This window comes from Bradyrhizobium sp. UFLA05-112 (assembly GCF_053572325.1).
On record NZ_JBANBK010000066.1, the window covers coordinates 14,218 to 36,313 of the forward strand.

Sequence of the window (22,096 nt, forward strand, 5' to 3'; positions counted from 1 at the left end):
GCATGACAGTTTTGAGACGCGTTTGAATCAAGCACGAAATCCTGCGTTGCATTGATTTACACTTGCAACTCATGTGAGGGACAATCGTAAGGATGATCGGATGGCAAGACCAAAGTTGAAGAATACCGTCAACTGGCAGCCGGTGGTGATGCGGATGCTCTTTATCGATTGGCTTGGGAATACTTCAGGGGAGAGTTCGTTCCGAAGGACGCTGTCGCCGCCATCGCGCAGCTCAGGCAATGGGAGAGGACGAATCCAGAACTAGCACGGTTCAACATCGCGAAAATGAAATACGCCGAAGGCGATGCTTCTTTCATCGAAGAAATTCGAGCAGATTGTAGTGCCGGATTTGGACCATCCCTTTACCTGATGGGGGTGTACTCACTAAACCGGGTGGGGGGACAATCAGGTCTAGCGAGCGCGGTTGAATATTTCGGGAGGGCGGCTCAGATGGGCCATCTGCCTTCGCAATATTTTGTATGGAAGATTAGCAAGTTGGGCCTTCGACGTCGTCTTACTACGGCTATTCCTGCGTTGCGCGCCGCTTTGGCCGTGGCGGCCGCCGCTTGGCGCAACGAGAGCAATGAGCGTACCCTTACTTGAGGCGGCTACAACGCGGCTGGCCAGGTAACGTCGGTGACCAATCCCCGCGGCCAGACCACGAGCTATCAGTACAACACCAGCGGCGATCTCACCGCGATCGTCAATGCCAACAACGCCACCGCGGCCAGCTTCACTTACGATGCTTATGACCGGGTCAAAACCTACACGGACTCGGAGGGATGGACGGCAACCTACGACTATGACGAATTACGGACGAATTACGGTGACAGTGCATTCAATTGACACCACTCTCTCTGGCCGGCATGCTGGGGCATGGCCCGTCTCGCCCGTGTCGTCATTCCCGGTCATCCGCATCACGTCACACAGCGCGGCAACGGCCGGGCGCGAACGTTCTTTGGCGACGCTGACTATGCGCTCTATCGCGACCTGCTCGCGGCGAATTGCCGGAACGCCGGCGTCGAGGTGTGGGCCTGGTGCCTGATGCCGAACCACGTGCATCTCATCCTGGTCCCCTCCGATCCCGACGGGCTGCGTCGCGCGCTCGCGCGCGTGCACCGGTCCTATGCCGGCGCGATCCAGGCGCGGCGCAAACGCACGGGGCATTTCTGGCAAGGGCGGTTCGGCGCGGTTGCCATGGACGAAGACCATCTCGCAGCAGCGCTACGCTACGTATCGCTCAACCCCGTGCGCGCCCGGCTGGTGCAGCGTGCGCAGGATTGGCGATGGGCGAGCACGCGCGCGCATCTGCGCGGCAAGGACGATGGGGTAACCATGCTGGCGCCGGTCAGGGACCGCTTCCCGCGCTTCGCCGATCTGCTCGACAGCGCGCCGGAGACCGACTTGTTCGCCCAACTGCGTGCAGCGGAGAGCATCGGCCGACCGCTCGGTAACGACCGCTTCATCGCCCGCCTCGAGCGATTGACAGGGCGACCTCTCAAACCGGCCAAGCGTGGACCGAAGCCTCAGACTGATGGCGATAGCGAATAGTTTTGTACACTGTCACCGTAATTTCGGAATCGACAGTTTTGCCCTTGCGCAGGTGCACTTCCTCTCCGAAGACCCAAGACAATTTATGGAAGGCGCCAACTTATACGCCTACGTTCTTGGGAATCCCGTTCAGTTTACGGATCATTTAGGATTGGCCACGTTCTGCGAGAAGGTCAGAGCGATTTGTCTGGCGGTCATGTGCTATGTTACCGGCTCGACGCCGCCGCGGATCGAAATAACGCCACCAAGACGACACGTCATTACGGGATCAAAAGATCCGAAAAAATGACAACAAAGCTTTGCCGTTCGATTAATCGTCAATTGGATTCCCTGCCATGAGTGGGTCCGACTTCAATGAGTTTCAGCAAGAGCCTGATTTGCCAGCGCTGTCTGCGGCCCACGAATTGTTGAAAGCGCACCCCGAAAGGGCGTTGCCCATGCTGGAAGAGTTGGCGGGCAGAGGATCATTGATGAGCATGGTATATCTGGGCGATGTTTATCGAAAAGGGTTAGGCGCCCCGCCTGATGTTGAACGTGCCAAGAGTTGGCTCAATCGCGCGACGAGCGAGGGATCGCGCGTAGCTCCACATCAACTCGGATTGCTGTGCTTGGATTTGAAAGAGTACCAACGCGCGGAAGAGATGTTCCGCCTTGGAGCGTCTTGGAACTACCTGCCGTCGTTATACCGGCTTGGCATGATGTTTGCGGATGGCACCGGGGTAACTCCGCAGCCAACTTCGGCCCGCGAGTTTTTTGAAAGAGCATCCTCCCTAGGGCACGTCTTTGCAAAACGGCGTCTAGCTGGCCTGTTGCTTCGAGGCAGGGGTGGACCCGTCGACTTCACTAGAGGCATCTGGTTGTTTGCCTCTGGGCTGGCTGAGGCTGTCATGGGTGCAGTCTCTGATCCCGAAGGTCAACGAATGAGAAGCTGATGGCATGCGGGGGTATCCCTAGCTCCTGGACTGCCCCCTGAAGTGAGACACGATAATTTCAGTGACAGGCATTTCGAGAAGGAGCTTGCTTAGCAAGCGTCTCGAAGGCCGAGCAGCCTCTACGGGGGCCCTCATGGTTCTCCGAGCGATGCGAAGCATCGTCCGGAGACGGCGCTTGCGCGCCTCCTCACCATGAGGGATTGGAGCCCTACTTCCCCGCAGCCTTGCGCAGCGCATCGTTGATCCGGTCTTGCCAACCCGGGCCGCTGGACTGAAAGAACTCCAGCACGTCCTGATCGATCCGCAAGGTGACCTGCTCCTTGATGCCGGGCGCCACGTTCTTCTTCGGCGGGGCCTCGGCGACCTTGGCGGTCACCTTCTTGAACGCGGCTTCGGCCTCCGTCCTGGCATCGCCCAGGGTCCGCGGCCGCCTCGGTTGATCCGCCATGCCTAGATTCCCTCAAACAGAGCAGTCGAAAGATAGCGCTCGGAGAACGACGGCACCACTGCCAGGATGGTTTTTCCCGCAGCTTCCGGCCGCTTGCCGATCTGGAGCGCGGCGGCGATCGCTGCGCCCGCGGAAATGCCGCCCGGGATGCCCTCATGCCGCGCCAGTGCACGCGAGGTTTCGATCGCGGTCGTCGAGTTGACCTTCACGATCTCGTCGATCACCGAGCGATCGAGAATGTCGGGAATGAAGCCGGCGCCGATGCCCTGGATCTTGTGCGGGGTGTGCTGACCGCCTGACAGCACCGGGCTCTCCTCCGGCTCGACCGCCACGACCCGCAACGACGGCTTGCGGGGCTTGAGCACCTGGCCGACACCCGTGATGGTGCCGCCGGTGCCGACACCGGCGACGAAGAAGTCGATATTGCCGCCGGTATCGTTCCAGATCTCCTCGGCGGTGGTGCGGCGGTGCACCTCGGGATTGGCGAGGTTCTTGAACTGCTGCGGCATCACCGAATTCGGCGTCGTCTTGAGCAGCTCCTCGGCGGTTGCGATCGCGCCCTTCATGCCCTGCGCCGCCGGCGTCAGCACGATTTCGGCGCCGAGGAAGGCCAGCATCTTGCGCCGCTCGATCGACATGGATTCCGGCATCACGAGCTTCAGACGATAGCCGCGCGAGGCGGCGACAAAGGCGAGCGCGATGCCGGTATTGCCGGAGGTCGGCTCGATCAGCACCGTATCGGGCTTGATGATGCCCGCCTTCTCCATTGCAATGATCATGGCCGCGCCGATGCGGTCCTTCACGCTCGCGGCCGGATTGAAATATTCAAGTTTCGCGAGAATGGTCGCATTCACCCCTTGCAGACCCGGCAACCTGCGCAGCCGCACGATCGGCGTGTCGCCGAAGGCGTCCACGATCGAGTCATAAACCCGGCCGCGGCCGGCTGAGTGCACTGCACCCGTGGTGGACGAAGCGTCCATGATGAACTCCCTATGACAACAATGTTCGCTTTGTCAGCGATCTTGTTCAGTTAGAGGCAGCGTGTGACGACACGCAAGCAACAATGAGAGGCATTGCCAATTCGCTGCATCGCAAAATCGCTCAAAGATTAAATATCAGAAAACCAACGTATTTGTGTTGCGACCTCGTCAACGAACTCTGCTTATGTTAGACTTACGTTTAACAGCAGGGAGGTCCCACGATGTCAGCAGTAGCTGAAGTCCTGTCGACCGTCGCACGTAACCGCGATCCACGTTGCAGCGAGTTGCCCACCTGTCCGGTCTGCGCCGACTCCATGGTCGCCGCCGAAGCTTCGGCCTATGTCTCGGACCAACTGATCAGCTATCTCTGGACCTGTGATACCTGCGGCTATGGCTTTGTGACCAAACATTCGGTCAAGCGGTTCACTTGCAATTGACGCCTAGCGTGGTGCGATGTCGCCCCTCGCCCAGTCTTCCCGCCTACGCTGATAGAATTCTTCGAACTTGCCGTGTTGGATCGCGTCCCTGATGCCCTGCATCAGGGACTGGTAATAGGCGATATTGATATCTGACAGCAGCATGGCGCCGAGCGTCTCGCCAGACTTGACGAGATGGTGAAGGTAGGCGCGCGCGTAGTTGCGCGCCGACGGCCATGCGCTTTCCTCATCGAGCGGCCGCGGATCGTCGGCGTGGCGCGCGTTGCGCAGGTTGACCTGGCCGAAGCGCGTGAATGCGACCCCGTGGCGGCCATTGCGCGTCGGCATCACGCAATCGAACATGTCGATGCCGCGTTTCACGGCTTCGAGAAGATCATCTGGCGTGCCGACGCCCATCAGATAGCGCGGCCGGTCGGACGGTAGCGCCGGGGCGGTCTCGTCGATCATCGCCAGCATCACCTCCTGCGGCTCGCCGACCGCGAGCCCGCCGATCGCGTAGCCGTGAAAGCCGATCTCGACCAGTCCTTCCGCGCTCGCATGCCGCAGCGACGGAACGTCGCCGCCCTGCACGATGCCGAACAGCATGTAGCCTTCAGGCGCGCTCTCGAATGCGCGCTTGCTCCGCTCCGCCCAGCGCAACGACAACCGCATCGCGCGCTCGATGTCGTCGCGCTCGGCCGGCAGCCGCACGCATTCGTCCATCTGCATGGCGATGTCGGAGCCGAGGTAGCGCTGCACCTCGATCGACCGCTCAGGCGACAACTCGACCTTGGCGCCGTCGATATGCGAACGGAAGGTGACCGCGTTCTCGCTGACCTTGCGCAAATCCGACAGCGACATCACCTGGAAGCCGCCGGAATCCGTCAGCATCGGGCCGTTCCACCCCGTGAACTTCTGCAAACCGCCAAGCGCCGCGATGCGTTCCGCGCCCGGCCGCAGCATCAAATGGTAGGTGTTGCCGAGGACGATGTCGGCGCCGGCCTCGCGTACCTCGCGCCAATGCATGCCCTTCATGGCGCCCGCGGTGCCGACTGGCATGAAGGCGGGCGTGCGCACCACGCCATGGGGCGTGGTCAGGCGGCCGGCGCGCGCAGCGCCATCGGTTGCGAGCAGCTCGAAATGATTGGGAAGACCGCGATTGGGAAGATTCATGGCGCTGCTTATTGCGTGCCGGCGGGTGCGGATCAACCACCTGTGCAAGCCTGGATCTGGTCCATGTCCCCGGCCCGACACAATTGAGCCGCCCAGCCGGCCTTCCGCTTGTTAAATAAAACGATACCGTATAGTTTTAACAAGGGGCAGGATGGGAATGCCGCAGGCGATATGCCGGCGGCCGCGTGCGTGTGGGTGACTTACGGCGAATGCCTTCCCCTTCATTTTTGACCGGATCGATCCTGTTCGATGACGGGATCTGCAGAACGGGCATGCGCCTGCTGCGCTTGGCCACCCTGCTCTGCGGCCTGGCGCTGGCCGGGTGCACGACCCTGCCGCGGACGCCCTACTCGGCGGCCGATGCGAGCAGCTCGCGCGTTCTCGATATCGACGGCCTGCGCCGCTACACCGACGAGCCCATCGACAAATTCCGCTCAGGCAAGGACGACGCCGCGGCGGCCACGACGTACCTGGCGCTGTCCGGCGGCGGCGCCGACGGCGCCTATGGCGTCGGCGTGCTGAACGGCTGGACCGCGGCCGGCAGGCGCCCCGCCTTCTCGGTCGTCTCGGGCGTCAGCACCGGCGGGCTCATTGCACCGTTCGCGTTCCTCGGGCCGCAATATGACGACACGCTCAGGGAGCTCTACACCAGCGGCATCGCGGAGAGCCTGCTGAGCGATCCCAGCATCATGCGCGTGCTGTTCGGCTCGGGCCTGTTCGGCAACACGCGGCTGCGCGAGCTGGTTGCCCGCTATGTCGGGCCGGAAATTTTGGCGCAGGTCGCGCGCGAGCATGCCAAGGGCCGCAAGCTGCTCGTCGTGACCACCGATCTCGACACCCAGCGCACCGCCGTCTGGGACATGGGCAGGATCGCCGCACTCGGTACGCCCGAGGCGCTCAAGCTGTTTCGCGACGTGATGGCGGCCTCCGCCAGCATTCCGCTGGTGTTTCCGCCGATCCTGATCGAAGCCGAAGGCCAGGGCCGGCGCTTTCAGGAGATGCATGTCGATGGCGGCGTCACGGCGCCGGTCCTGACGCTTCCCGAAGACCTACTGTTCCACGGGCGCCTGCCCGGCAACAGCCGGGTGAACATCTACATTCTCGTCAACAAGAAGATCGAACGCACTTTCGAGCTCGTACCCAATGGCACAATCGAGGTCGCCTCGCGCAGCCTGTCCTCGATCACCCAGTCACAGACACGCTCGGTGATCTTCTCGACCTACGATTTCGCGCGCCGCAATCACCTCGGCTTTCACCTGTCCTATATCGAGCGCGATTATCCGCCGCCGCCCTCGCAAGGATTCGACACGGCCTATATGCGCGCGCTCTATCAGTATGGGTACGAGAAGGCCGCGGCCGGCCGCGCCTGGAGCTCGACGCTTCCCTAAGGCCGCAGGAGCCGCGGCGGAACGGCGCGTTGCCGAGACAGTTGATGATGTGGCCGATTCGGCCAGATTCGCGGTGACGCCCCTCTTGCTGCGCGTTATAGAGCGATGACGACGATCACGACCGCGCAGGAATCATTGGGCATGGGATTGACTGCGATCAAGACGAGAGCGGCGAAACGGGAGGTCCCGAAATCGCGTGGCGGCCGGCCGACCAAGAGCGCGGCCATCGAGCGCGACCAGCGGCTGATCGAGGTCGCGACACGCCTGTTCCTCGATCGCGGCTATGACGCGACTTCGCTCGATGCCGTGGCGGAGGCGGCCCGGGTCAGCAAGCCCACCGTGTACGCGCGCTATGGCGACAAGCGCGGTTTGTTTGCCGAGGTTCTGAGGCGCGAGATCGCGCGCTGGCTGGCGCCGCTCGCCGAGGCCGCCGAGGTGCAACTCACGCGCCCCTCGGACATTTCGGTCGAGCAGCGCCTGGTCGAGGTCGGGCGCGAGATGCTGATGTTCACCTGCGGCCCCGACGCCGTCGCCTTCAGCCGCATGATGACGTCACAGGCCATCAACTTCCCCGACATCGCCAAGCTCGGCAAGGAGGAAGGCTGGATGAAGGCCGTCGCCACGACGGCGCGGTTCTTCGATCATCTGGTCGCGCAGGGCGCGATGGACCTCGAGGATACCGGTATCGCGGCCGAGGTCTTTCTCGACGTCGTGGTCGGCCATACCCACCGGATGGCGACGTTCGGGACACCGCTTGAGATGAAGACGGCCGAAAAGCGCATGCGCTCGGCGATCCGGCTGTTTTTGGCCGGTGCGCTCGGCCCCCCGGGCCGCGTCCAGGCCGCGACCAAAGGTGCTGTTCGGCGCCGCCCGTCCCGCTGACAGATTCGTGACCGGTTATCTCCGCCCGATGACGAATTGCACCTTGCTCGTAATAAAACGATACGGTATGGTTTTGTTTATAAGCAAGGTACGGGCTGATGCCTTCCCAGCCCCTGGCAGGCCCGCACCGTTCTTAAGACTTTGATCGCTGCAACATCCTACGCTGTTGCGGCGTTCCGCGGCCGGCCAGTTGCCCCCGGTCGGCCGCGCCCTTTCCTGCACCTCCGCACGGGTGAAGACGATGACGGCACCGATGCGCGCTCCGAAACGCTGGAAATCACTGCTCGTGCTCACTCTGTGGGCGGCCCTGCTCCCTGCGCCGGTTTATGCGGTGGCGGCGACGGCAGACGCGAGAGCCGCGCTCCGGAGCGAGGCCGACGACGGCGCCGCCCTGGACCAGCGGACGGTCGACCGCGAGCTCGCGCTGTTCCGCGACTCCGCGATCTCGCTGAGGCAGGCGATGGCGATCGCCGAGGCGCAGCATGCGGGTTCGACGACGGCGGACGTCAGTTTCGACGGGGCCGCCGCCTCGCCGGTCTACCGGGTAAAAACCTTGCACAACGACCGTGTCTGGCAACACGCGATCGACGCCACAACCGGCAAGATCGTCGGCGGCGGCGCGGCCTCACCGCTCGACGAGTTCGATGCAGATGACCGCAGCAACCTTGCCACCCTCAAGACCATCCAGCACCGCCTGGCCGACGCTGTGCGCGTGGCCGAGCACGCGGCCTCCGGCAAGGCGATCAGCGGCGGCATGGTCCGCGAGGGCGGCCGACTGAACTTCGCGATCGTCGTCATGAGCGGCACCGATCTCAAGGAGGTCATTCTCGAGCCGCCCGGCGCCGCGAGCCGGCGGTAATACGAGGCGCCTGCTCCATTACAGCCCCGGATCGGGCTGAAAAGCCGTTGACGACGCCAAGACTCTCCCGCATAAGTCGCCGCCATGATGACCGCGACGAAACGCACGACGAAAACCACCACGGCCTTCGGGGCCCGGGGAGGCGTGCGCGCGTAGTCACAGACTTAACGCATCAGCTCTACCGCAGCCCCGCACCGTGATGGTCCGGGGCTTTTTTGTTGTCTAAAGCTCAATGGAGGAGAATGTGAGTAACGATCCCGTCGTCGCGATTGTCGGCGTCACCGGTGCGGTGGGCGCCGAATTCATCGCCACCATGGACAAGCGTGGTTTCCGCGTCGGCAAGCTGAAGGCGCTGGCAAGCGCCCGCTCCGCCGGCAAGACGGTGTCGTTCCGCGGCCAGCCGGTCGTGATCGAAGAACTCGGCGAGCGTTCCTTCGACGGCGTCGACATCGCGCTGTTCTCCGCCGGCGGCAGCATCTCGAAGAAGTACGCGCCGATCGCGGTGAAGTCCGGCGCGGTCGTGGTCGACAACTCCTCCGCCTTCCGCATGGACCCGAACGTGCCGCTGGTGATCCCCGAGATCAACGCGAGCCGCATCCGCGACCACAAGGGCATCATCGCCAACCCGAACTGCGCGGCAATCACTGCGCTGGTGCCGCTATGGCCGATCCACCAGAAGAACCGCATCAAGCGTGTGATCATTTCGACCTATCAGGCCGCCAGCGGCGCTGGTGCTGCCGCGATGGAGGAGCTCGTCGAGTCGACCCGCGCAAACCTCAACGGGCAGGTTTACACGCCCAAGGTGATGCCGCACCCCTACGCCTTCAATCTCTTCAACCACAACACCGCCGTTGATCCCGAGACCGGTTACAACGACGAGGAGACCAAGGTCATCAAGGAGACCCGCAAGATCTTCGAAGACGAGAAGATCGCCATCGGCGTCACCTGCGTCCGCGTGCCGGTGCTGCGCGCCCATTGCGAGGCCATCACCTTCGAATGCGAGAAGCCGATCACCGAGGACCAGGTCCGCGCGATCATGGCCCAGGCGCCCGGCGTGAAGGTCGTCGACGACCGCGCCAAGAACTACTTCCCGATGCCGATTGACGCTTCCGGCCAGGACGACGTTCTCGTCGGCCGCATCCGCAAGGATCTGAGCGACCCGAGCGGGCATTCGATCTCGATGTTCGTGGCCGCGGATCAGCTGCTCAAGGGTGCAGCACTCAACGCAGTGCAGATCGCGGAGCTGCTGCCGCAGCGCGTGATTGCGTAGCGGAAGAGTTGTAGATGCGTAGGGTGGGCAGAGGCGCGCAAGCGCCGTGCCCACCTCTTCTCTCGCGCAGTCAAGAAAGACGGTGGGCACGCTTCGCTTTGCCCACCCTACAACGTGCGGCTAATTGCTTGTGCCCCGAAACAGCAGGCACGCATCGCCATACGAATAGAAGCGATACCCCTCCGCGATCGCATGCGCGTAGGCGGCCTTCATCGTCTCGATCCCTGAAAACGCCGACACCAGCATGAACAGCGTCGAGCGCGGCAGGTGAAAATTGGTCAGCAAGATATCGACGGCACGGAAGCGATAGCCGGGGGTAATGAATATCGCCGTGTCGGCTGCGAATGGCTGGATCGTGCCATCCTCGTCAGCCGCACTCTCCAGTAACCGCAGCGACGTGGTGCCGACCGCGACGATGCGGCCGCCGTTCTTTCGCGTTGTGTTCAGCACATCCGCCGTCTCGGCCGAGATCGTACCCCATTCGGCGTGCATCTTATGGCCTTCGGTGTCGTCGACCTTCACCGGCAGGAACGTTCCGGCGCCGACATGCAGCGTGACGCGGTTGAGGCCGACGCCGCGCGCGCGTAACGCCTGCTCCAGCGCCGGCGTGAAATGCAGGCCGGCTGTCGGCGCTGCGACGGCGCCCTCATTGGCCGCGAACATGGTCTGGTAGTCGGCCAGATCCTGGTCATCCAGCGTGCGCTTCGAGGCGATGTAGGGCGGCAGCGGCGGGCTGCCGAGATCTGATATCGCCTGGTCGAGCGTAGGCCCATGAAACGAGAACGACAACGTCACCTCGCCTTCCGCACCCTTGGCCTCGACCTCGGCGTCGAGATGACCGAGCAGGCAGACCTTGCCTTCATTGCCGAACCGGATGCGGTCGCCGGCGACGAGCTTTTTCGCCGGCTTCACCAGCGCCTGCCAGCGCGAGCCGTCGAGACGCTTGATCAGCGTCGCCTCGATCTTCGGCTCAGTCTCGCGGCCGATGCGGCGGCCCTTCAATTGCGCCGCGATCACCTTGGTGTCGTTGACGACGAGCTGGTCGCCCGGCTTCAGCCACTGCGGCAGGTCGGAGATGAGGTGATCGCGCAGCGCGCCGCCCTCCACGACCAGCATCTTGGCGGAGTCGCGCGGATGCGCCGGGCGCAGTGCGATGCGCTCGGTGGGCAGGTCAAAGTCGAAGAGATCGGTGCGCATTTGGACTCGGCCGCGGTACAGCCAGCCGCTCATCCTGAGGAGCGCGGAACGCGCGTCTCGAAGGATGAAGGCCCGACTGCTGCTACAGCGGTGGCCTCATGGTTCGAGACGGCGCTTCGCGCCTCCTCACCATGAGGGGAAACACTTACTCCTTGTCCGCCGCCATGCGCGCCTTGACGATCTTGTCGGGATTCATCACGGGCTCGCCGCGCTTGATCTTGTCGACATTCTCCATGCCCGCGGTGACCTTGCCCCACACGGTATACTGGTTGTCGAGGAAGCGGGCGTCGTCGAAGCAGATGAAGAACTGGCTGTCCCCGGAATCGGGATTGGCGGCGCGGGCCATCGAGGCGGTGCCGCGCACATGCGGCTCCTTGTTGAACTCGGCCTTCAGCTTCTTGCCGGAGCCGCCGGTGCCGGTGCCGTGTGGGCAGCCGGTCTGCGCCATGAAGCCGTCGATCACGCGATGGAACACGATGCCGTCGTAGAATCCCTCGCGTACCAGCTCCTTGATGCGTGCAACATGGCCAGGCGCGAGGTCGGGCCGCATCTCGATGGTGACGGGGCCCTGCGTGGTCTCGAGGATCAGGGTGTTTTCGGTGACGCTCATGCTTTTCTCTCTGGGGTTGGGGGTGAAGTCTTCCGGCCGTGGAACTGGACCGCGAATGGACGCCCCGCAGCGGCGCCGGCCATCGTTTCGGTAAATGGCATCGGCGTGCAGCGTTGCAATGCCTCCATCACCGCGATCCGGTATTCGAGCCGGTCATTATCTGAGGCATCCTTGGACTCGTAGGTGATCCTCGGGTGGCCCAAAATCTCTCCGGCGCGGTTAAAGCTCACGACGACCGTGATGTCGATGGGGCGGGCCTTCGAGGGCGGCGGCGGTTTCCAGCAACGGCCCAACCGCACGAAGATATCGCGGATGGTGTTGACCTGCTCGTCCTGCGCCGCTGCACTCGTGATGCCAAGCAGGAGCACCGCGGCAGCTACGAGGAGCTTTTCACCGCGGCGCGTCATCGCCTCTCCTATTTGATGTCGGAGGCGACCTGCACCTTCACCATCTTGTCGGGGTCGGTGACGGTGCCGCTGCCGGAACCAGGCGGTGCCTTCTTCAGCTTGTCGACGACGTCCATGCCCTGCACGACTTCGCCGACTACGGTGTACTGGCCGTCGAGACTGCCGCCGTCCGCGAACATGATGAAGAACTGCGAATTGGCGCTATCGACGCTGTCGCCGCGGCGGGCCATCCCGACGACGCCGCGGGCGAAATGCACCTTGGAGAATTCCTGCTTCAGGTTCGGATATTTCGAGCCGCCGGTGCCGTTGCCGTTCTGGCCGTCGCCGGTCTGCGCCATGAAGCCGTCCATCACGCGGTGAAACGGCACGTTGTTGTAGAAGCCTTCGCGCGCGAGTTGCTTCAGCCGCTCGGCATGCTGGGGCGCAAGATCCGTGCGCAGCTTGATGACGATGCGGCCCTTGGTCGTGTCGATGACGAGCGCGTTGGCCTTGTCGAGGCCCGCCGGCAGGGTCTGAGCGACGGCAGGGGCAATGCCGATCAGCGCGGCAAAGATCGTGGCAAGAATTGCGAGACGACGGATCATGAAAACTCCGGATCAGATGAGATGAAACGCGCGCCGCTAGCCGGCGAATTTTGCCTTGAGCAGGCTTGCGACGAGCGGCGGCACGAATGCCGAGACATCCCCGCCCATGCCGGCGATCTGGCGCACCAGTGTGGCGGTGATCGGGCGGACCATGGGTGAGGCCGGCAGAAAGACGGTGTGCACCTCCGGCGCCATGGCCTCGTTCATGCCGGCAAGTTGCATCTCGTAGTCGAGGTCAGTGCCGTCGCGAAGCCCCCTGATCATGATGGTCGCACCGTGCTTTCGCGCCGCGGTCACGGTCAGGTCGTCGAAGGTCGTGGCTTCGAAGGCGCAGCCGGCCTGGGCAGCGATCGGCCCGCAGACGTCGTAGAGCATCTTGAGCCGTTCCTCGGTCGAGAACAGCGGCTTCTTGCCGGGGTGCACGCCAAGCGCAACGACCAGACGGTCGCACAGGGGAACGGCATGCCGGACCACGTCCAGATGGCCGTTGGTGATGGGGTCGAAGGAACCCGGATAAAAGGCGATACGCGGCATGGCCTCCTCCTACCGCGCCCTGCATTGCCCGGCAAGCCGGCAGGTTCCCTGCCCGCTTTTCCCGCAAGAAATGTCGGAACCCCCTGAACTGTTTCGTCCTGAGGGCAGCGACGAAACAAAACGGATCGCGAACGAAACCATTTCCCGTATCCGCGAAGACGTCCGGAAACTGGCCATGGTTACTAATCCGCGCAACGAAATGACGGGCCGCAAACAGGCGCAGCGGCCGCATCACAGGGGACCGTCTATGATCAAGACTCTTTCAGCGATCGCTGTTGCTGCATGCGTTGCCGCGGCTCTTACCGTGCTGCCCGGTTTCGCTCCGACCGTCGAAGCCAGCGTGCCGCAGCCCCTCGCCAAGGGTGACCGGCTGGATATCCGCGTCATCGGCAAGGATTGCTCGCAGCAGGCCTGGCCGAATTTCGAAGCCTCCTGCCTGCGCCGCGCCGGCACCAAGGCAAACGTCCGCGAGGTGCGCCTGGTGACCGCCGACCGGACGCCGTAGGCAAGCTGCCTAATCCGGCGTCACACAAACCCCATGGAAATTTGCGGCGTCTCGTCGCAGACTGAGCTGACGACCGCGCCCTCCGGATAGCCCGGCGGGCGCGTCGCCATCAGGGGGTTGCCATTGACCAGTACGCCTGCTGTCGCTACCGGCCACCATCCCAATCCGCTGCCCCTTGCCATGACCATGGGCGCCCTGGGGGTCGTCTACGGCGATATCGGAACAAGCCCCCTTTATGCCTTGAAGGAGGCCGCCAAGGCGGCAGCCCATGGCGGGACGGTCACCCAGGACGCCGTGCTCGGCGTTGCGTCCCTGATCCTGTGGGCGCTGCTCCTGATCATCTCGCTGAAATACGCACTGCTGATCCTGCGCGCCGATAACCGCGGCGAAGGCGGCATCGTGGCGCTGCTGGCACTGCTGCATGCGCGTCACGCCCAGCCGGGCACATGGCGTGCACATCTCCTGGTGGTCGGCCTCGTTGGCGCCGCCCTGCTCTATGGCGACGGTGCGATCACGCCGGCGATCTCGGTGCTGAGCGCCATCGAAGGTCTGAAAGTGGATGCGCCATCGCTCGCGCCGGTCGTGGTGCCGATCACGATCGCCATCCTGATCGGCCTCTTCATGATGCAGAAGCAGGGCACCGGCTTCATCGGCCGGATCTTTGGCCCCGTCATGCTGGCCTGGTTCGGCGTGCTCGCCGCACTCGGCATCCACGGCATCGTCAAGGCGCCAGCGGTGCTCGCCGCGCTGAGTCCGCTCTATGCCTTTGAATTCCTGATCCACCAGGACTTCCACATTTCCTTCGCGATCCTCGGCGCGGCCTTCCTGGCGGTGACCGGGGGCGAAGCGATGTATGCCGACATGGGGCATTTCGGGCGCTTGCCGATCCGGCTGGCCTGGTTCGCCATCTGCCTGCCGGCCCTGGTGCTCAATTATTTCGGACAGGCCGCGCTCCTGATCACCGACCCCACGATGATCGAGAATCCGTTCTTCCAGCTCTGCCCGGATTCGCTGCACTACCTGCTGGTCGCCTTCTCGGCTGTTGCGACCGTGATCGCCTCGCAGGCCATCATCTCAGGCGTGTTCTCGCTGACCCAGCAGTCGATCCAGCTCGGCTTCCTGCCGCGGATGCAGATCCGTCACACCCAGAGCGATGCGATCGGCCAGATCTATGTACCGCTGGTGAACTGGCTGCTGGCCGCCGCAACGCTCGGCGCGGTGCTCTCCTTCGGCACGTCGGACGCGCTTGCCGGCGCCTACGGCATCGCGGTGTCGCTCCTGATGGCGATCACCACGCTGCTCGCCGCGCTTGTCGCGATCCAGTGGGGTTATTCGCCGTGGCTGGTCGTTGCGGTCAACGGCTTCTTCTTTGCGATCGACGTGATCTTCTTCGCGGCCAATTCGATCAAGCTGTTCGAGGGCGGCTGGTTTCCGCTGCTGCTCGCCGGCCTCGTCGCCTTCCTGATGCTGACCTGGCGCAGCGGCGTCAAGCTCGTCGAGCGCGCCCGCGCGAAGCTCCGCCAGCCCGAGGAGGATCTGATCGAGACCGCCGTCAACAAGTGCCGCGCCAGGCTTCCCGGCACCGCCGTCTATCTCGCCTCGGCGCCGAAAGGCGTGCCGCTGGCGCTGACGCAATTCGTCAAGCACAACCGCGTGCTGCACGAACGCGTGCTGCTCGTGACCGTCCTGATCGAGGAAATCCCGCACGTGCCCGACGAGGAGCGCACCGAGGTTATCGAGATCATCCCGGCGATCACGCGCGTGGTCATGCATTACGGCTTCATGCAGAACCCGACCATCTATGAGGGACTGAAGCTCGCCTGCCGGCAGGGCAAGCTGCCGGGCATCGACCTCTCCGACATCACCTACTATGTCGGCCGCGAGACCATCATCCCGAGCGAGGACATTCCGGGCATGTGGGTATGGCGAGAGTCGCTGTTTGCCTTCCTGCAACGCAACGCCGAACGTTCCGCCGCGTTTTTCGGCGTGCCGACCGGACAGGTGGTGGAGTTCGGTACGGAGCTGGAGATCTAGCGGATGGCGAATAGCCAATAGCGAATGGAAATCTGTCCATTCGCTATTCGCCAAACACTACTCGCCATTCTCGCCGTTGCCATTCTCGGTCTCTTCCGTGATGTGCTCGACCGAGACGACGTGCTCGTCGTCGGCGGTGTCGAACACGATCACGCCCTGCGTCGAGCGGCCGGCGATGCGGATGCCTTCGACCGGGCAGCGGATCAGCTGGCCCTTGTCGGTCACCAGCATGATCTGGTCGGCCTCTTCCACCGGGAAGGACGCCACCAGATTGCCGTTGCGGTTGTTGACGCTCATCGCGACGATGCCTTTGCCGCCGCGTCCCGTGGTGCGGTACTCGTAGGACGACGTCCGCTTGCCATAGCCGTTGACGGAGACGGTCAGCACCACCTGCTCGGCCGCCGACATCTCGACATAGCGCTCCTGCGGGAGCTGGAAGCTGCCGGACGTCTCCTCGGCCTCGGCGTCCGCTGCGGCCTCATCAGCCACACCTTCGCCGGCGACCGCGCGGCGCATCTTCAAGTACGCCGAGCGTTCGTCCGAGGTCGTGTCGACATGGCGCAGGATCGCCAGCGAGATCACCTTGTCGGCCTCCGCCAGCGCGATGCCGCGCACGCCCATCGATGTGCGCCCGGTGAACACGCGCACGTCCGTGACGGGGAAGCGGATGCACTGGCCGCCGGCGGCGGTCAGCAGCACGTCGTCGCGCTCGGTGCAGATCTGCACGTCGACGATCGATTCATTGTCGTCGAGCTTCATCGCGATGATGCCGGAACGGCGCACATCGACGAAGTCGGACAGCTTGTTGCGCCGGACATTGCCGCCGGTGGTAGCGAACATCACGTCGAGCTGGCCCCAGGTGGATTCATCCTCCGGCAGCGGCATGATGGTGGTGATGCGCTCGCCCTGCTCGAGCGGCAGGATGTTGATCAGCGCCTTGCCGCGCGCGTTGGGGGCGGCCATCGGCAGGCGCCAGACCTTCTCCTTGTAGACCTGCCCGCGTGACGAAAAGAACAGCACCGGCGTGTGCGTGGAGGCCACGAACAGGCGCGAGACGAAGTCCTCATCGCGGGTCTGCATGCCGGCGCGGCCCTTGCCGCCGCGGCGCTGCGCCCGATAGGCCGACAGTGGCACGCGCTTGACGTAGCCGGCATGCGAGACGGTGACGACCATGTCCTCGCGCTGGATCAGGTCTTCGTCCTCGACCTCGCCTTCCTGCTCCATGATCACGGTCCGGCGCGGCGTGGCGAATTCCGCCTTCACCTCGGCGAGCTCGGTCTTGACGATGTCGAGGATACGGGCGCGCGAACGCAGGATGTCGAGATAGTTGCCGATCTCGCCGGCGAGTTTTGAGAGCTCCTCGCCGATCTCGTCGCGGCCGAGCGCGGTGAGGCGCGCCAGACGCAGCTCCAGAATTGCCCTGGCCTGCTCCAGCGACAGACGGATGGTGCCGTCCGCGTTGATGCGGTGGCGGGGATCATCGATCAGCGTGATGATGTCCTCGACATCACGCGCCGGCCAGTCGCGCGTCATCAGGGTATCGCGCGCGGCGGCCGGCGTGGGCGAAGTCCGGATCACGCGAATGATCTCGTCGATATTGGCGACGGCGATCGCAAGACCAACCTGCTCATGGGCGCGTTCGCGCGCCTTGCGCAGCTTGTACTTGGTGCGGCGGGTGACGACCTGCTCGCGGAAGCCGACGAAGATCGTCAGCATATCCTTCAGGTTCATCGTCTGCGGACGGCCCGAGTCGAGCGCAACGCTGTTGACCCCGAAGCTCGTCTGCAAAGGCGTGAACTTGTAGAGCTGGTTCAGCACCACGTCGGGCATGGCGTCGCGCTTGAGCTCGACGACGACGCGGTAGCCGTCGCGGTCGGACTCGTCGCGCAGGTCGGAAATGCCCTCGATCTTCTTTTCCTTGTAGAGCTCGGCGATACGCTCGACCATCGTCGCCTTGTTCACCTGATACGGGATCTCGGTGATGACGATCGCCTCGCGTTCCTTGCGAATGGTCTCGAACTCGACCTTGCCGCGCATCACGATCGAGCCGCGGCCGAGGTGGTAGGCGCTGCGGATGCCCTGGCGCCCCAGGATGATGCCGCCGGTCGGGAAATCCGGACCTGGGATAATGTGGTTCAGTTCGTCGATGGTGAGCGAAGGATTGTCGATCAAGGCCAGGCAAGCGTCGATCACCTCGCCCAGATTGTGCGGCGGGATGTTGGTGGCCATGCCGACGGCGATGCCGCCGGCGCCGTTGACCAGCAGGTTCGGGAACCGCGCCGGCAGGACCACCGGCTCCTTGGTCGAGCCGTCATAATTGTCCTGGAAGTCGACCGTCTCGCTCTCGATGTCCTCGAGCAGTTTGAGCGCGATCTTGGTCAGGCGCGACTCGGTGTAGCGCATCGCCGCCGGCGGATCGCCGTCGACCGAGCCGAAATTGCCCTGCCCGTCCACGAGCAGTTCGCGCATCGAGAAGGGCTGCGCCATGCGCACCAGCGCGTCATAGATCGCCTGGTCGCCGTGCGGGTGGTATTGGCCCATGACGTCGCCGACGATGCCGGCGGACTTCTTGTGCTTCTTGTCGGGCGTATAGCCCTCCTCGTTCATCGAGAAGAGGATGCGCCGGTGCACCGGCTTCAAGCCATCACGCGCATCGGGCAGCGCGCGCGCCACGATCACGCTCATGGCGTAATCGAGGTAGGACTTCTTCATCTCGTCGAGGATCGAGATCGGGCGAATATCCGAAGGATGCTCCGGCTTGTCGCCGGGCTTGTCGTTATCGTCGTCAGCCAAGGGGAAATCCGGTGAGTTCTTGTCCGGGAATCATATAGCGCATCGGGGGTCTGATAACCACCCTCGCGCAGTCCCGGGAGGCGCTTTTTCCGCTTATTTTTCCAACGACTTACGGCTTCTGCGAAGACTCGGCAGGAGGGAGCGGAAAGGCCCCTCTGGAACCCTGCCTTATGAGCCCAATATCACCTGATGCATGATGCGTCCCGGCAGCAGCGTGAACAGCCCTGCGATCACCAGTGCGCCGGCGAACATGAAGATCATTATGCGCCGGTGATCGGCGACGCGATGGGTATGCGCCCGCCACACCGCGAGCGGCAGCATCACAAGCGTGAAGATCGAGAGCAGATGAATCGGACTGAACGGCCCGACCAGCCGGATCTGGTGGATCCAGAACGATGACGCGGCCACGATGGCCATCAGCGCCACCCAGATCCAGCCGACGGTCCGGTGCGGCAGCGTCCCCTTGGGCGCCGCGAACTGGACGACGCCAAGCGCAAAAGCGGCCATCGCCGCAAAGGCATGGAGCGGAATGGCTGGAGCAGCGTCAAGCAGAGGCGCGAGGGTCATGGCTGAGGCGTCCTGGCGATGGCGCCTGAGAAGCCGGCGCGAGCAATGTAAATAGCATTAACATGAAGTTAATACCATTCACATCGCCCGACATCAAATCCTCAGGCGCAACATCAGCGCGGCCGGTAAATACCAGCTTGATCAAAAGATTGGTAAGAGACGCTGACCCTTTGTGCGAAGGCGCCGAACCAGGCTCTTAGGACGGCAAGTCAGCTCAGAACGGAATGTCGTCATCCATATCGCTGTTGCGGCCACCGCCCGCCGCGACAGCGCGGCGCGGCGCGCTGCTCACCGGGCCAGAGGAGCCGAAGTCGCCGCCCGGCTCCTCGCCAAAGCTGCCGCCTCCTCCGCCACCGCGACCGTCGAGCATCGTGAGGTTGGAGTTGAAGCCCTGCAGCACCACCTCGGTCGAGTATTTTTCGGCACCGCTCTGGTCGGTCCATTTGCGGGTCTGGAGCGCGCCTTCGACATAAACCTTGGCGCCCTTCTTCAGGTACTGCTCGGCGACCTTCGCGAGCCCCTCGTTGAAGATCACGACACGGTGCCACTCGGTCTTTTCCTTGCGCTCACCGGTCGCCTTGTCCCGCCAGGTCTCCGACGTCGCGACGCTCAGATTGGCGATCGGCCGCCCGTCCTGGGTGCGGCGGATTTCCGGATCCTTGCCGAGGTTGCCGACCAGAATGACCTTGTTGATGCTTCCCGCCATCGCCGCTCTCCACTCCAAACTGCGAAATTGCTCGAAAAAGCCGGAGCCGTGCCAAAACCGCTCGCTGCCGCTTGCTGAAGGACCCTATACGCTGGCGGACGTCGCCGAGCCCGCGGTCCCGCAGGTTATCCCCACATATAGCACCTGGGCAGGCAGCGTTCCAGCTTTGTTCCTATGGGCGGCGACCGGATGCGCGCGCAACATGGGGTTGCATACTCGAAAAATCACCGGAACCGCATGGAACTTTTTCGGGTTCCAGCGCGCGCGAAATACCGCTTAACATTCATTAACTTAGGAACCTCCCAGTTCACTCGCGACTGTTGCTTTTTGGAGACGGACTCTACCTCCAAATCAGACTACGCTTGGTGCGACATCAATTCATTGGGCGTCGCGCCTGATTGACCGCTTCGGGGACTAAAGAAGCGGGTACAGCCGGAGGGACAGAAATGAAGAAGATCTTGGTGGGGGTCGTTGGTGCCGTTGCGCTGAGCCTGTCGGCTCCGGCGAGCGCAGCGGATCTCGCGGCGCGTCCATACGTGAAGGCTCCGCCCCCGGCGGTCGCCGCAATCTACGACTGGAGCGGCTTCTACATCGGCATCAACGGCGGCGGCGGCTCGGCCCACAAATGCTGGGACTTCGTGGACAGCACCGGCTTCGTGACTGGCGTCCCCGGCAGTCTCGTGGGTGAAGGCTGCCACAACGCAACCGGCGGCACGGTCGGTGGTCAGATCGGCTATCGCTGGCAGACCAGCCAGTGGGTGTTCGGCTTCGAAGGCCAGGGCAACTGGGCCGACTTCCGGGGCGACAACACCAGCGCCGTCTTCCTGACCGACCGCAACCGTTCGCGCATCGACTCCTTCGGCCTGATCACTGGCCAAATCGGCTATGCCTGGAACAACGTGCTGTTCTATGTGAAGGGCGGCGGTGCGGTTGTCGGCGACAAGTATGACGTCTTCGACGTCCCAAGCGGCGCGCTGCTGGCTTCGGCTCGCGAAACGCGTTGGGGTGGTACAGTCGGCGCCGGCCTGGAATTTGGCTTTGCGCCGAACTGGTCGGTGGGCGTCGAGTACGACCACCTCTTCCTCGGCCACCGCACCATTGGCTTCACAACGCCCGGCGGTTTGTCGTTCGGCAGCGACCGAATCGGCCAGGACGTCGATATGGGCCTCGTCCGCCTGAACTATCGTTGGGGCGGCCCGCTCATCGCGAAGTACTGATCTCCGCCAAAACTATTCTTCTCGAAAAGGCCGGCTAACGCCGGCCTTTTTGCTGCGCGCATGCATTCGGCGAGAATAGGTCAGCTACACTTACACGTTTTGGCGTGGTGTGGCTTCTCGGGTACACAACTATGGGCTTCACTGGTGTAAGCACGACCTCAGTTGGACCAGAGCGTCCGCTGTCCTTCCGCGCACGGAAGGCAAAAACAGAAACTGGGACTGGGATTAAGTTGAAAATGAAGAAGGTTTTGTTGGCTTCGGCCAGTTTGTTCGCACTCAGCGCGTTCGCTCCGGCCATGGCTGCCGATCTGGCGGCCCGCCCCTACACCAAGGCTCCGGTGGCCGCAGCGGCGGTCTATAACTGGACCGGCTTCTACCTCGGTGGCTTCGGCGGCTACGCCTGGGAAAACACCTCCACTGACCCGAAGTTGAAGGGTGGTTTCGCCGGTGGCACGGTCGGCTACAACTGGCAGACCAGCAACATCGTGTTCGGTCTCGAAGCCGATGGCGGCTGGGCTGACGTGAATGCCTCGGCGACCGCACTCGGCGTCACGGTGAGCTCGAAGACCGATGCGCTCGGCACCGTGCGCGGCCGCGTCGGCGTCGCCTTCGATCAGGTCCTGCTCTACGCGACCGGCGGCTACGCCTGGATCGACAACAAGATCAGCGTCTCGGCCCTCGGCGTGACCGTCTCCGACAGCAAGTTCCACTCGGGCTGGACGGTCGGCGCGGGCGTCGAAGCCTTCTTCGCCCCGCAGTGGTCGGTGAAGGGCGAGTACCTCTATCGCAGCCTCGGCAGCGAGAACTATTTCACCGGCACCGTTCCCTCGGGCACGCTCAACCTGCACACGTTCCAGGTCGGCGTGAACTACCACTTCGGTGGCCCGGTGGTTGCGAAGTACTGAGCTTCGCCTGACGCGAATTCTCGACGGAAAGACCGGCCTTGCGCCGGCCTTTTTTTGTTCCGGACGGGCCTTGCGCCCTCGCTACTGCCAAGTGCCGCCAGCGCCACAACAATCCGTTGACGATTCGCAACTCGCACT

24 protein-coding genes and 1 pseudogene are annotated in these 22,096 nt (G+C 63.4%); 14 read left to right on the forward strand and 11 right to left on the reverse strand.

The genetic code is table 11. From position 1 onward, the window contains the following. The first annotated feature begins 132 nt into the window (after positions 1–132). The 5 genes and pseudogenes from SO180_RS30460 (at position 133) to SO180_RS30480 (ending at position 2,483) form a co-directional block, all read left to right on the forward strand. Complete coding sequence (locus SO180_RS30460) at positions 133–603, forward strand: SEL1-like repeat protein (RefSeq protein ID WP_449382555.1); 471 nt, start codon at positions 133–135, stop codon at positions 601–603. An 18-nt stretch (positions 604–621) separates the two neighbouring features. Then, a pseudogene (locus SO180_RS30465) lies at positions 622–846 on the forward strand (hypothetical protein); the annotation flags it as partial. A gap of 30 nt (positions 847–876) precedes the next feature. Next, positions 877–1,551: a transposase gene (locus SO180_RS30470; RefSeq protein ID WP_449382526.1), complete on the forward strand. Its 675-nt coding sequence runs from the start codon at positions 877–879 to the stop codon at positions 1,549–1,551. Beyond that, the gene (locus tag SO180_RS30475) at positions 1,535–1,840 is read left to right on the forward strand and encodes an RHS repeat-associated core domain-containing protein (protein WP_449382527.1); all 306 of its coding nucleotides are present in this window, start codon (positions 1,535–1,537) and stop codon (positions 1,838–1,840) included. The genes SO180_RS30470 and SO180_RS30475 overlap by 17 nt, the downstream gene beginning before the upstream one ends. Positions 1,841–1,886: 46 nt before the next feature. Further along, positions 1,887–2,483 (forward strand): tetratricopeptide repeat protein, encoded by a 597-nt coding sequence (locus SO180_RS30480; RefSeq protein ID WP_449382528.1) that lies wholly within the window; start codon positions 1,887–1,889, stop codon positions 2,481–2,483. A gap of 208 nt (positions 2,484–2,691) precedes the next feature. Here SO180_RS30480 and SO180_RS30485 read toward each other — a convergent pair whose 3' ends face one another. Both SO180_RS30485 and cysK read right to left on the reverse strand, forming a co-directional pair. After that, positions 2,692–2,931 carry a BrnA antitoxin family protein gene (locus SO180_RS30485; RefSeq protein ID WP_449382529.1) on the reverse strand — a complete coding sequence of 80 codons (240 nt, stop codon included), beginning with the start codon at positions 2,929–2,931 and terminating at the stop codon, positions 2,692–2,694. Positions 2,932–2,933: 2 nt separating this feature from the next. After that, positions 2,934–3,911: a cysteine synthase A gene (gene cysK / locus SO180_RS30490; RefSeq protein ID WP_449382530.1), complete on the reverse strand. Its 978-nt coding sequence runs from the start codon at positions 3,909–3,911 to the stop codon at positions 2,934–2,936. 221 nt (positions 3,912–4,132) lie between these two features. Here cysK and SO180_RS30495 point away from each other — a divergent pair, with 221 nt between their 5' ends. Continuing rightward, positions 4,133–4,348 carry a hypothetical protein gene (locus tag SO180_RS30495; protein ID WP_449382531.1) on the forward strand — a complete coding sequence of 72 codons (216 nt, stop codon included), beginning with the start codon at positions 4,133–4,135 and terminating at the stop codon, positions 4,346–4,348. Between the two features lie 3 nt (positions 4,349–4,351). Here SO180_RS30495 and tgt read toward each other — a convergent pair whose 3' ends face one another. After that, on the reverse strand, positions 4,352–5,500 hold the full coding sequence (gene tgt / locus SO180_RS30500; RefSeq protein WP_449382532.1) for a tRNA guanosine(34) transglycosylase Tgt: 1,149 nt from the start codon (positions 5,498–5,500) through the stop codon (positions 4,352–4,354). 272 nt (positions 5,501–5,772) lie between these two features. Here tgt and SO180_RS30505 point away from each other — a divergent pair, with 272 nt between their 5' ends. The 4 genes from SO180_RS30505 to SO180_RS30520 all read left to right on the forward strand — a co-directional run bounded on the left by SO180_RS30505 (position 5,773) and on the right by SO180_RS30520 (position 9,899). Then, positions 5,773–6,888, forward strand: a complete 1,116-nt coding sequence (locus SO180_RS30505) for a patatin-like phospholipase family protein (RefSeq protein WP_449382533.1) — start codon at positions 5,773–5,775, stop codon at positions 6,886–6,888. A 141-nt stretch (positions 6,889–7,029) separates the two neighbouring features. Continuing rightward, entirely contained in the window at positions 7,030–7,770 is a 741-nt protein-coding gene (locus SO180_RS30510; RefSeq protein ID WP_449382556.1) for a TetR/AcrR family transcriptional regulator, read from the forward strand. A 241-nt stretch (positions 7,771–8,011) separates the two neighbouring features. Then, entirely contained in the window at positions 8,012–8,629 is a 618-nt protein-coding gene (locus tag SO180_RS30515) for a PepSY domain-containing protein (RefSeq protein ID WP_449382534.1), read from the forward strand. 232 nt (positions 8,630–8,861) lie between these two features. Further along, positions 8,862–9,899 (forward strand): aspartate-semialdehyde dehydrogenase, encoded by a 1,038-nt coding sequence (locus tag SO180_RS30520; RefSeq protein ID WP_449382535.1) that lies wholly within the window; start codon positions 8,862–8,864, stop codon positions 9,897–9,899. A gap of 120 nt (positions 9,900–10,019) precedes the next feature. On the opposite strand, the gene queA is transcribed toward SO180_RS30520, so the two are convergent. The 5 genes from queA to coaD all read right to left on the reverse strand — a co-directional run bounded on the left by queA (position 10,020) and on the right by coaD (position 13,231). Next, the gene (gene queA / locus SO180_RS30525) at positions 10,020–11,096 is read right to left on the reverse strand and encodes a tRNA preQ1(34) S-adenosylmethionine ribosyltransferase-isomerase QueA (protein ID WP_449382536.1); all 1,077 of its coding nucleotides are present in this window, start codon (positions 11,094–11,096) and stop codon (positions 10,020–10,022) included. 145 nt (positions 11,097–11,241) lie between these two features. Next, a complete protein-coding gene (locus SO180_RS30530) occupies positions 11,242–11,706 on the reverse strand; it encodes a peptidylprolyl isomerase (RefSeq protein ID WP_449382537.1) in 465 nt (154 codons plus the stop codon). Next, entirely contained in the window at positions 11,703–12,113 is a 411-nt protein-coding gene (locus SO180_RS30535) for a hypothetical protein (RefSeq protein WP_449382538.1), read from the reverse strand. The genes SO180_RS30530 and SO180_RS30535 overlap by 4 nt, the downstream gene beginning before the upstream one ends. 8 nt (positions 12,114–12,121) lie before the next feature. Beyond that, positions 12,122–12,697, reverse strand: coding sequence for a peptidylprolyl isomerase (locus tag SO180_RS30540; protein WP_449382539.1), 576 nt, complete (start codon positions 12,695–12,697; stop codon positions 12,122–12,124). Between the two features lie 36 nt (positions 12,698–12,733). Continuing rightward, positions 12,734–13,231: a pantetheine-phosphate adenylyltransferase gene (gene coaD / locus SO180_RS30545; RefSeq protein WP_449382540.1), complete on the reverse strand. Its 498-nt coding sequence runs from the start codon at positions 13,229–13,231 to the stop codon at positions 12,734–12,736. Positions 13,232–13,478: 247 nt separating this feature from the next. On the opposite strand from coaD, the gene SO180_RS30550 reads away from it, so the two are divergent. Next, positions 13,479–13,736: a hypothetical protein gene (locus SO180_RS30550; RefSeq protein ID WP_449382557.1), complete on the forward strand. Its 258-nt coding sequence runs from the start codon at positions 13,479–13,481 to the stop codon at positions 13,734–13,736. Positions 13,737–13,916: 180 nt separating this feature from the next. Continuing rightward, positions 13,917–15,770 (forward strand): potassium transporter Kup, encoded by a 1,854-nt coding sequence (locus tag SO180_RS30555; protein WP_449382558.1) that lies wholly within the window; start codon positions 13,917–13,919, stop codon positions 15,768–15,770. 57 nt (positions 15,771–15,827) lie between these two features. On the opposite strand, the gene gyrA is transcribed toward SO180_RS30555, so the two are convergent. The 3 genes from gyrA to SO180_RS30570 form a co-directional block, all read right to left on the reverse strand. After that, the gene (gyrA, locus tag SO180_RS30560) at positions 15,828–18,563 is read right to left on the reverse strand and encodes a DNA gyrase subunit A (protein ID WP_449382541.1); all 2,736 of its coding nucleotides are present in this window, start codon (positions 18,561–18,563) and stop codon (positions 15,828–15,830) included. A gap of 168 nt (positions 18,564–18,731) precedes the next feature. Continuing rightward, positions 18,732–19,130, reverse strand: coding sequence for a DUF2306 domain-containing protein (locus tag SO180_RS30565; protein WP_449382542.1), 399 nt, complete (start codon positions 19,128–19,130; stop codon positions 18,732–18,734). 214 nt (positions 19,131–19,344) lie between these two features. Continuing rightward, positions 19,345–19,836 carry a single-stranded DNA-binding protein gene (locus tag SO180_RS30570; protein ID WP_449382543.1) on the reverse strand — a complete coding sequence of 164 codons (492 nt, stop codon included), beginning with the start codon at positions 19,834–19,836 and terminating at the stop codon, positions 19,345–19,347. A 446-nt stretch (positions 19,837–20,282) separates the two neighbouring features. Between SO180_RS30570 and SO180_RS30575 the strand changes: the two genes are divergently transcribed. Both SO180_RS30575 and SO180_RS30580 read left to right on the forward strand, forming a co-directional pair. Next, positions 20,283–21,053: an outer membrane protein gene (locus tag SO180_RS30575; RefSeq protein WP_449382544.1), complete on the forward strand. Its 771-nt coding sequence runs from the start codon at positions 20,283–20,285 to the stop codon at positions 21,051–21,053. 236 nt (positions 21,054–21,289) lie between these two features. Then, positions 21,290–21,958: an outer membrane protein gene (locus SO180_RS30580; protein WP_449382545.1), complete on the forward strand. Its 669-nt coding sequence runs from the start codon at positions 21,290–21,292 to the stop codon at positions 21,956–21,958. Positions 21,959–22,096 lie beyond the last annotated feature (138 nt).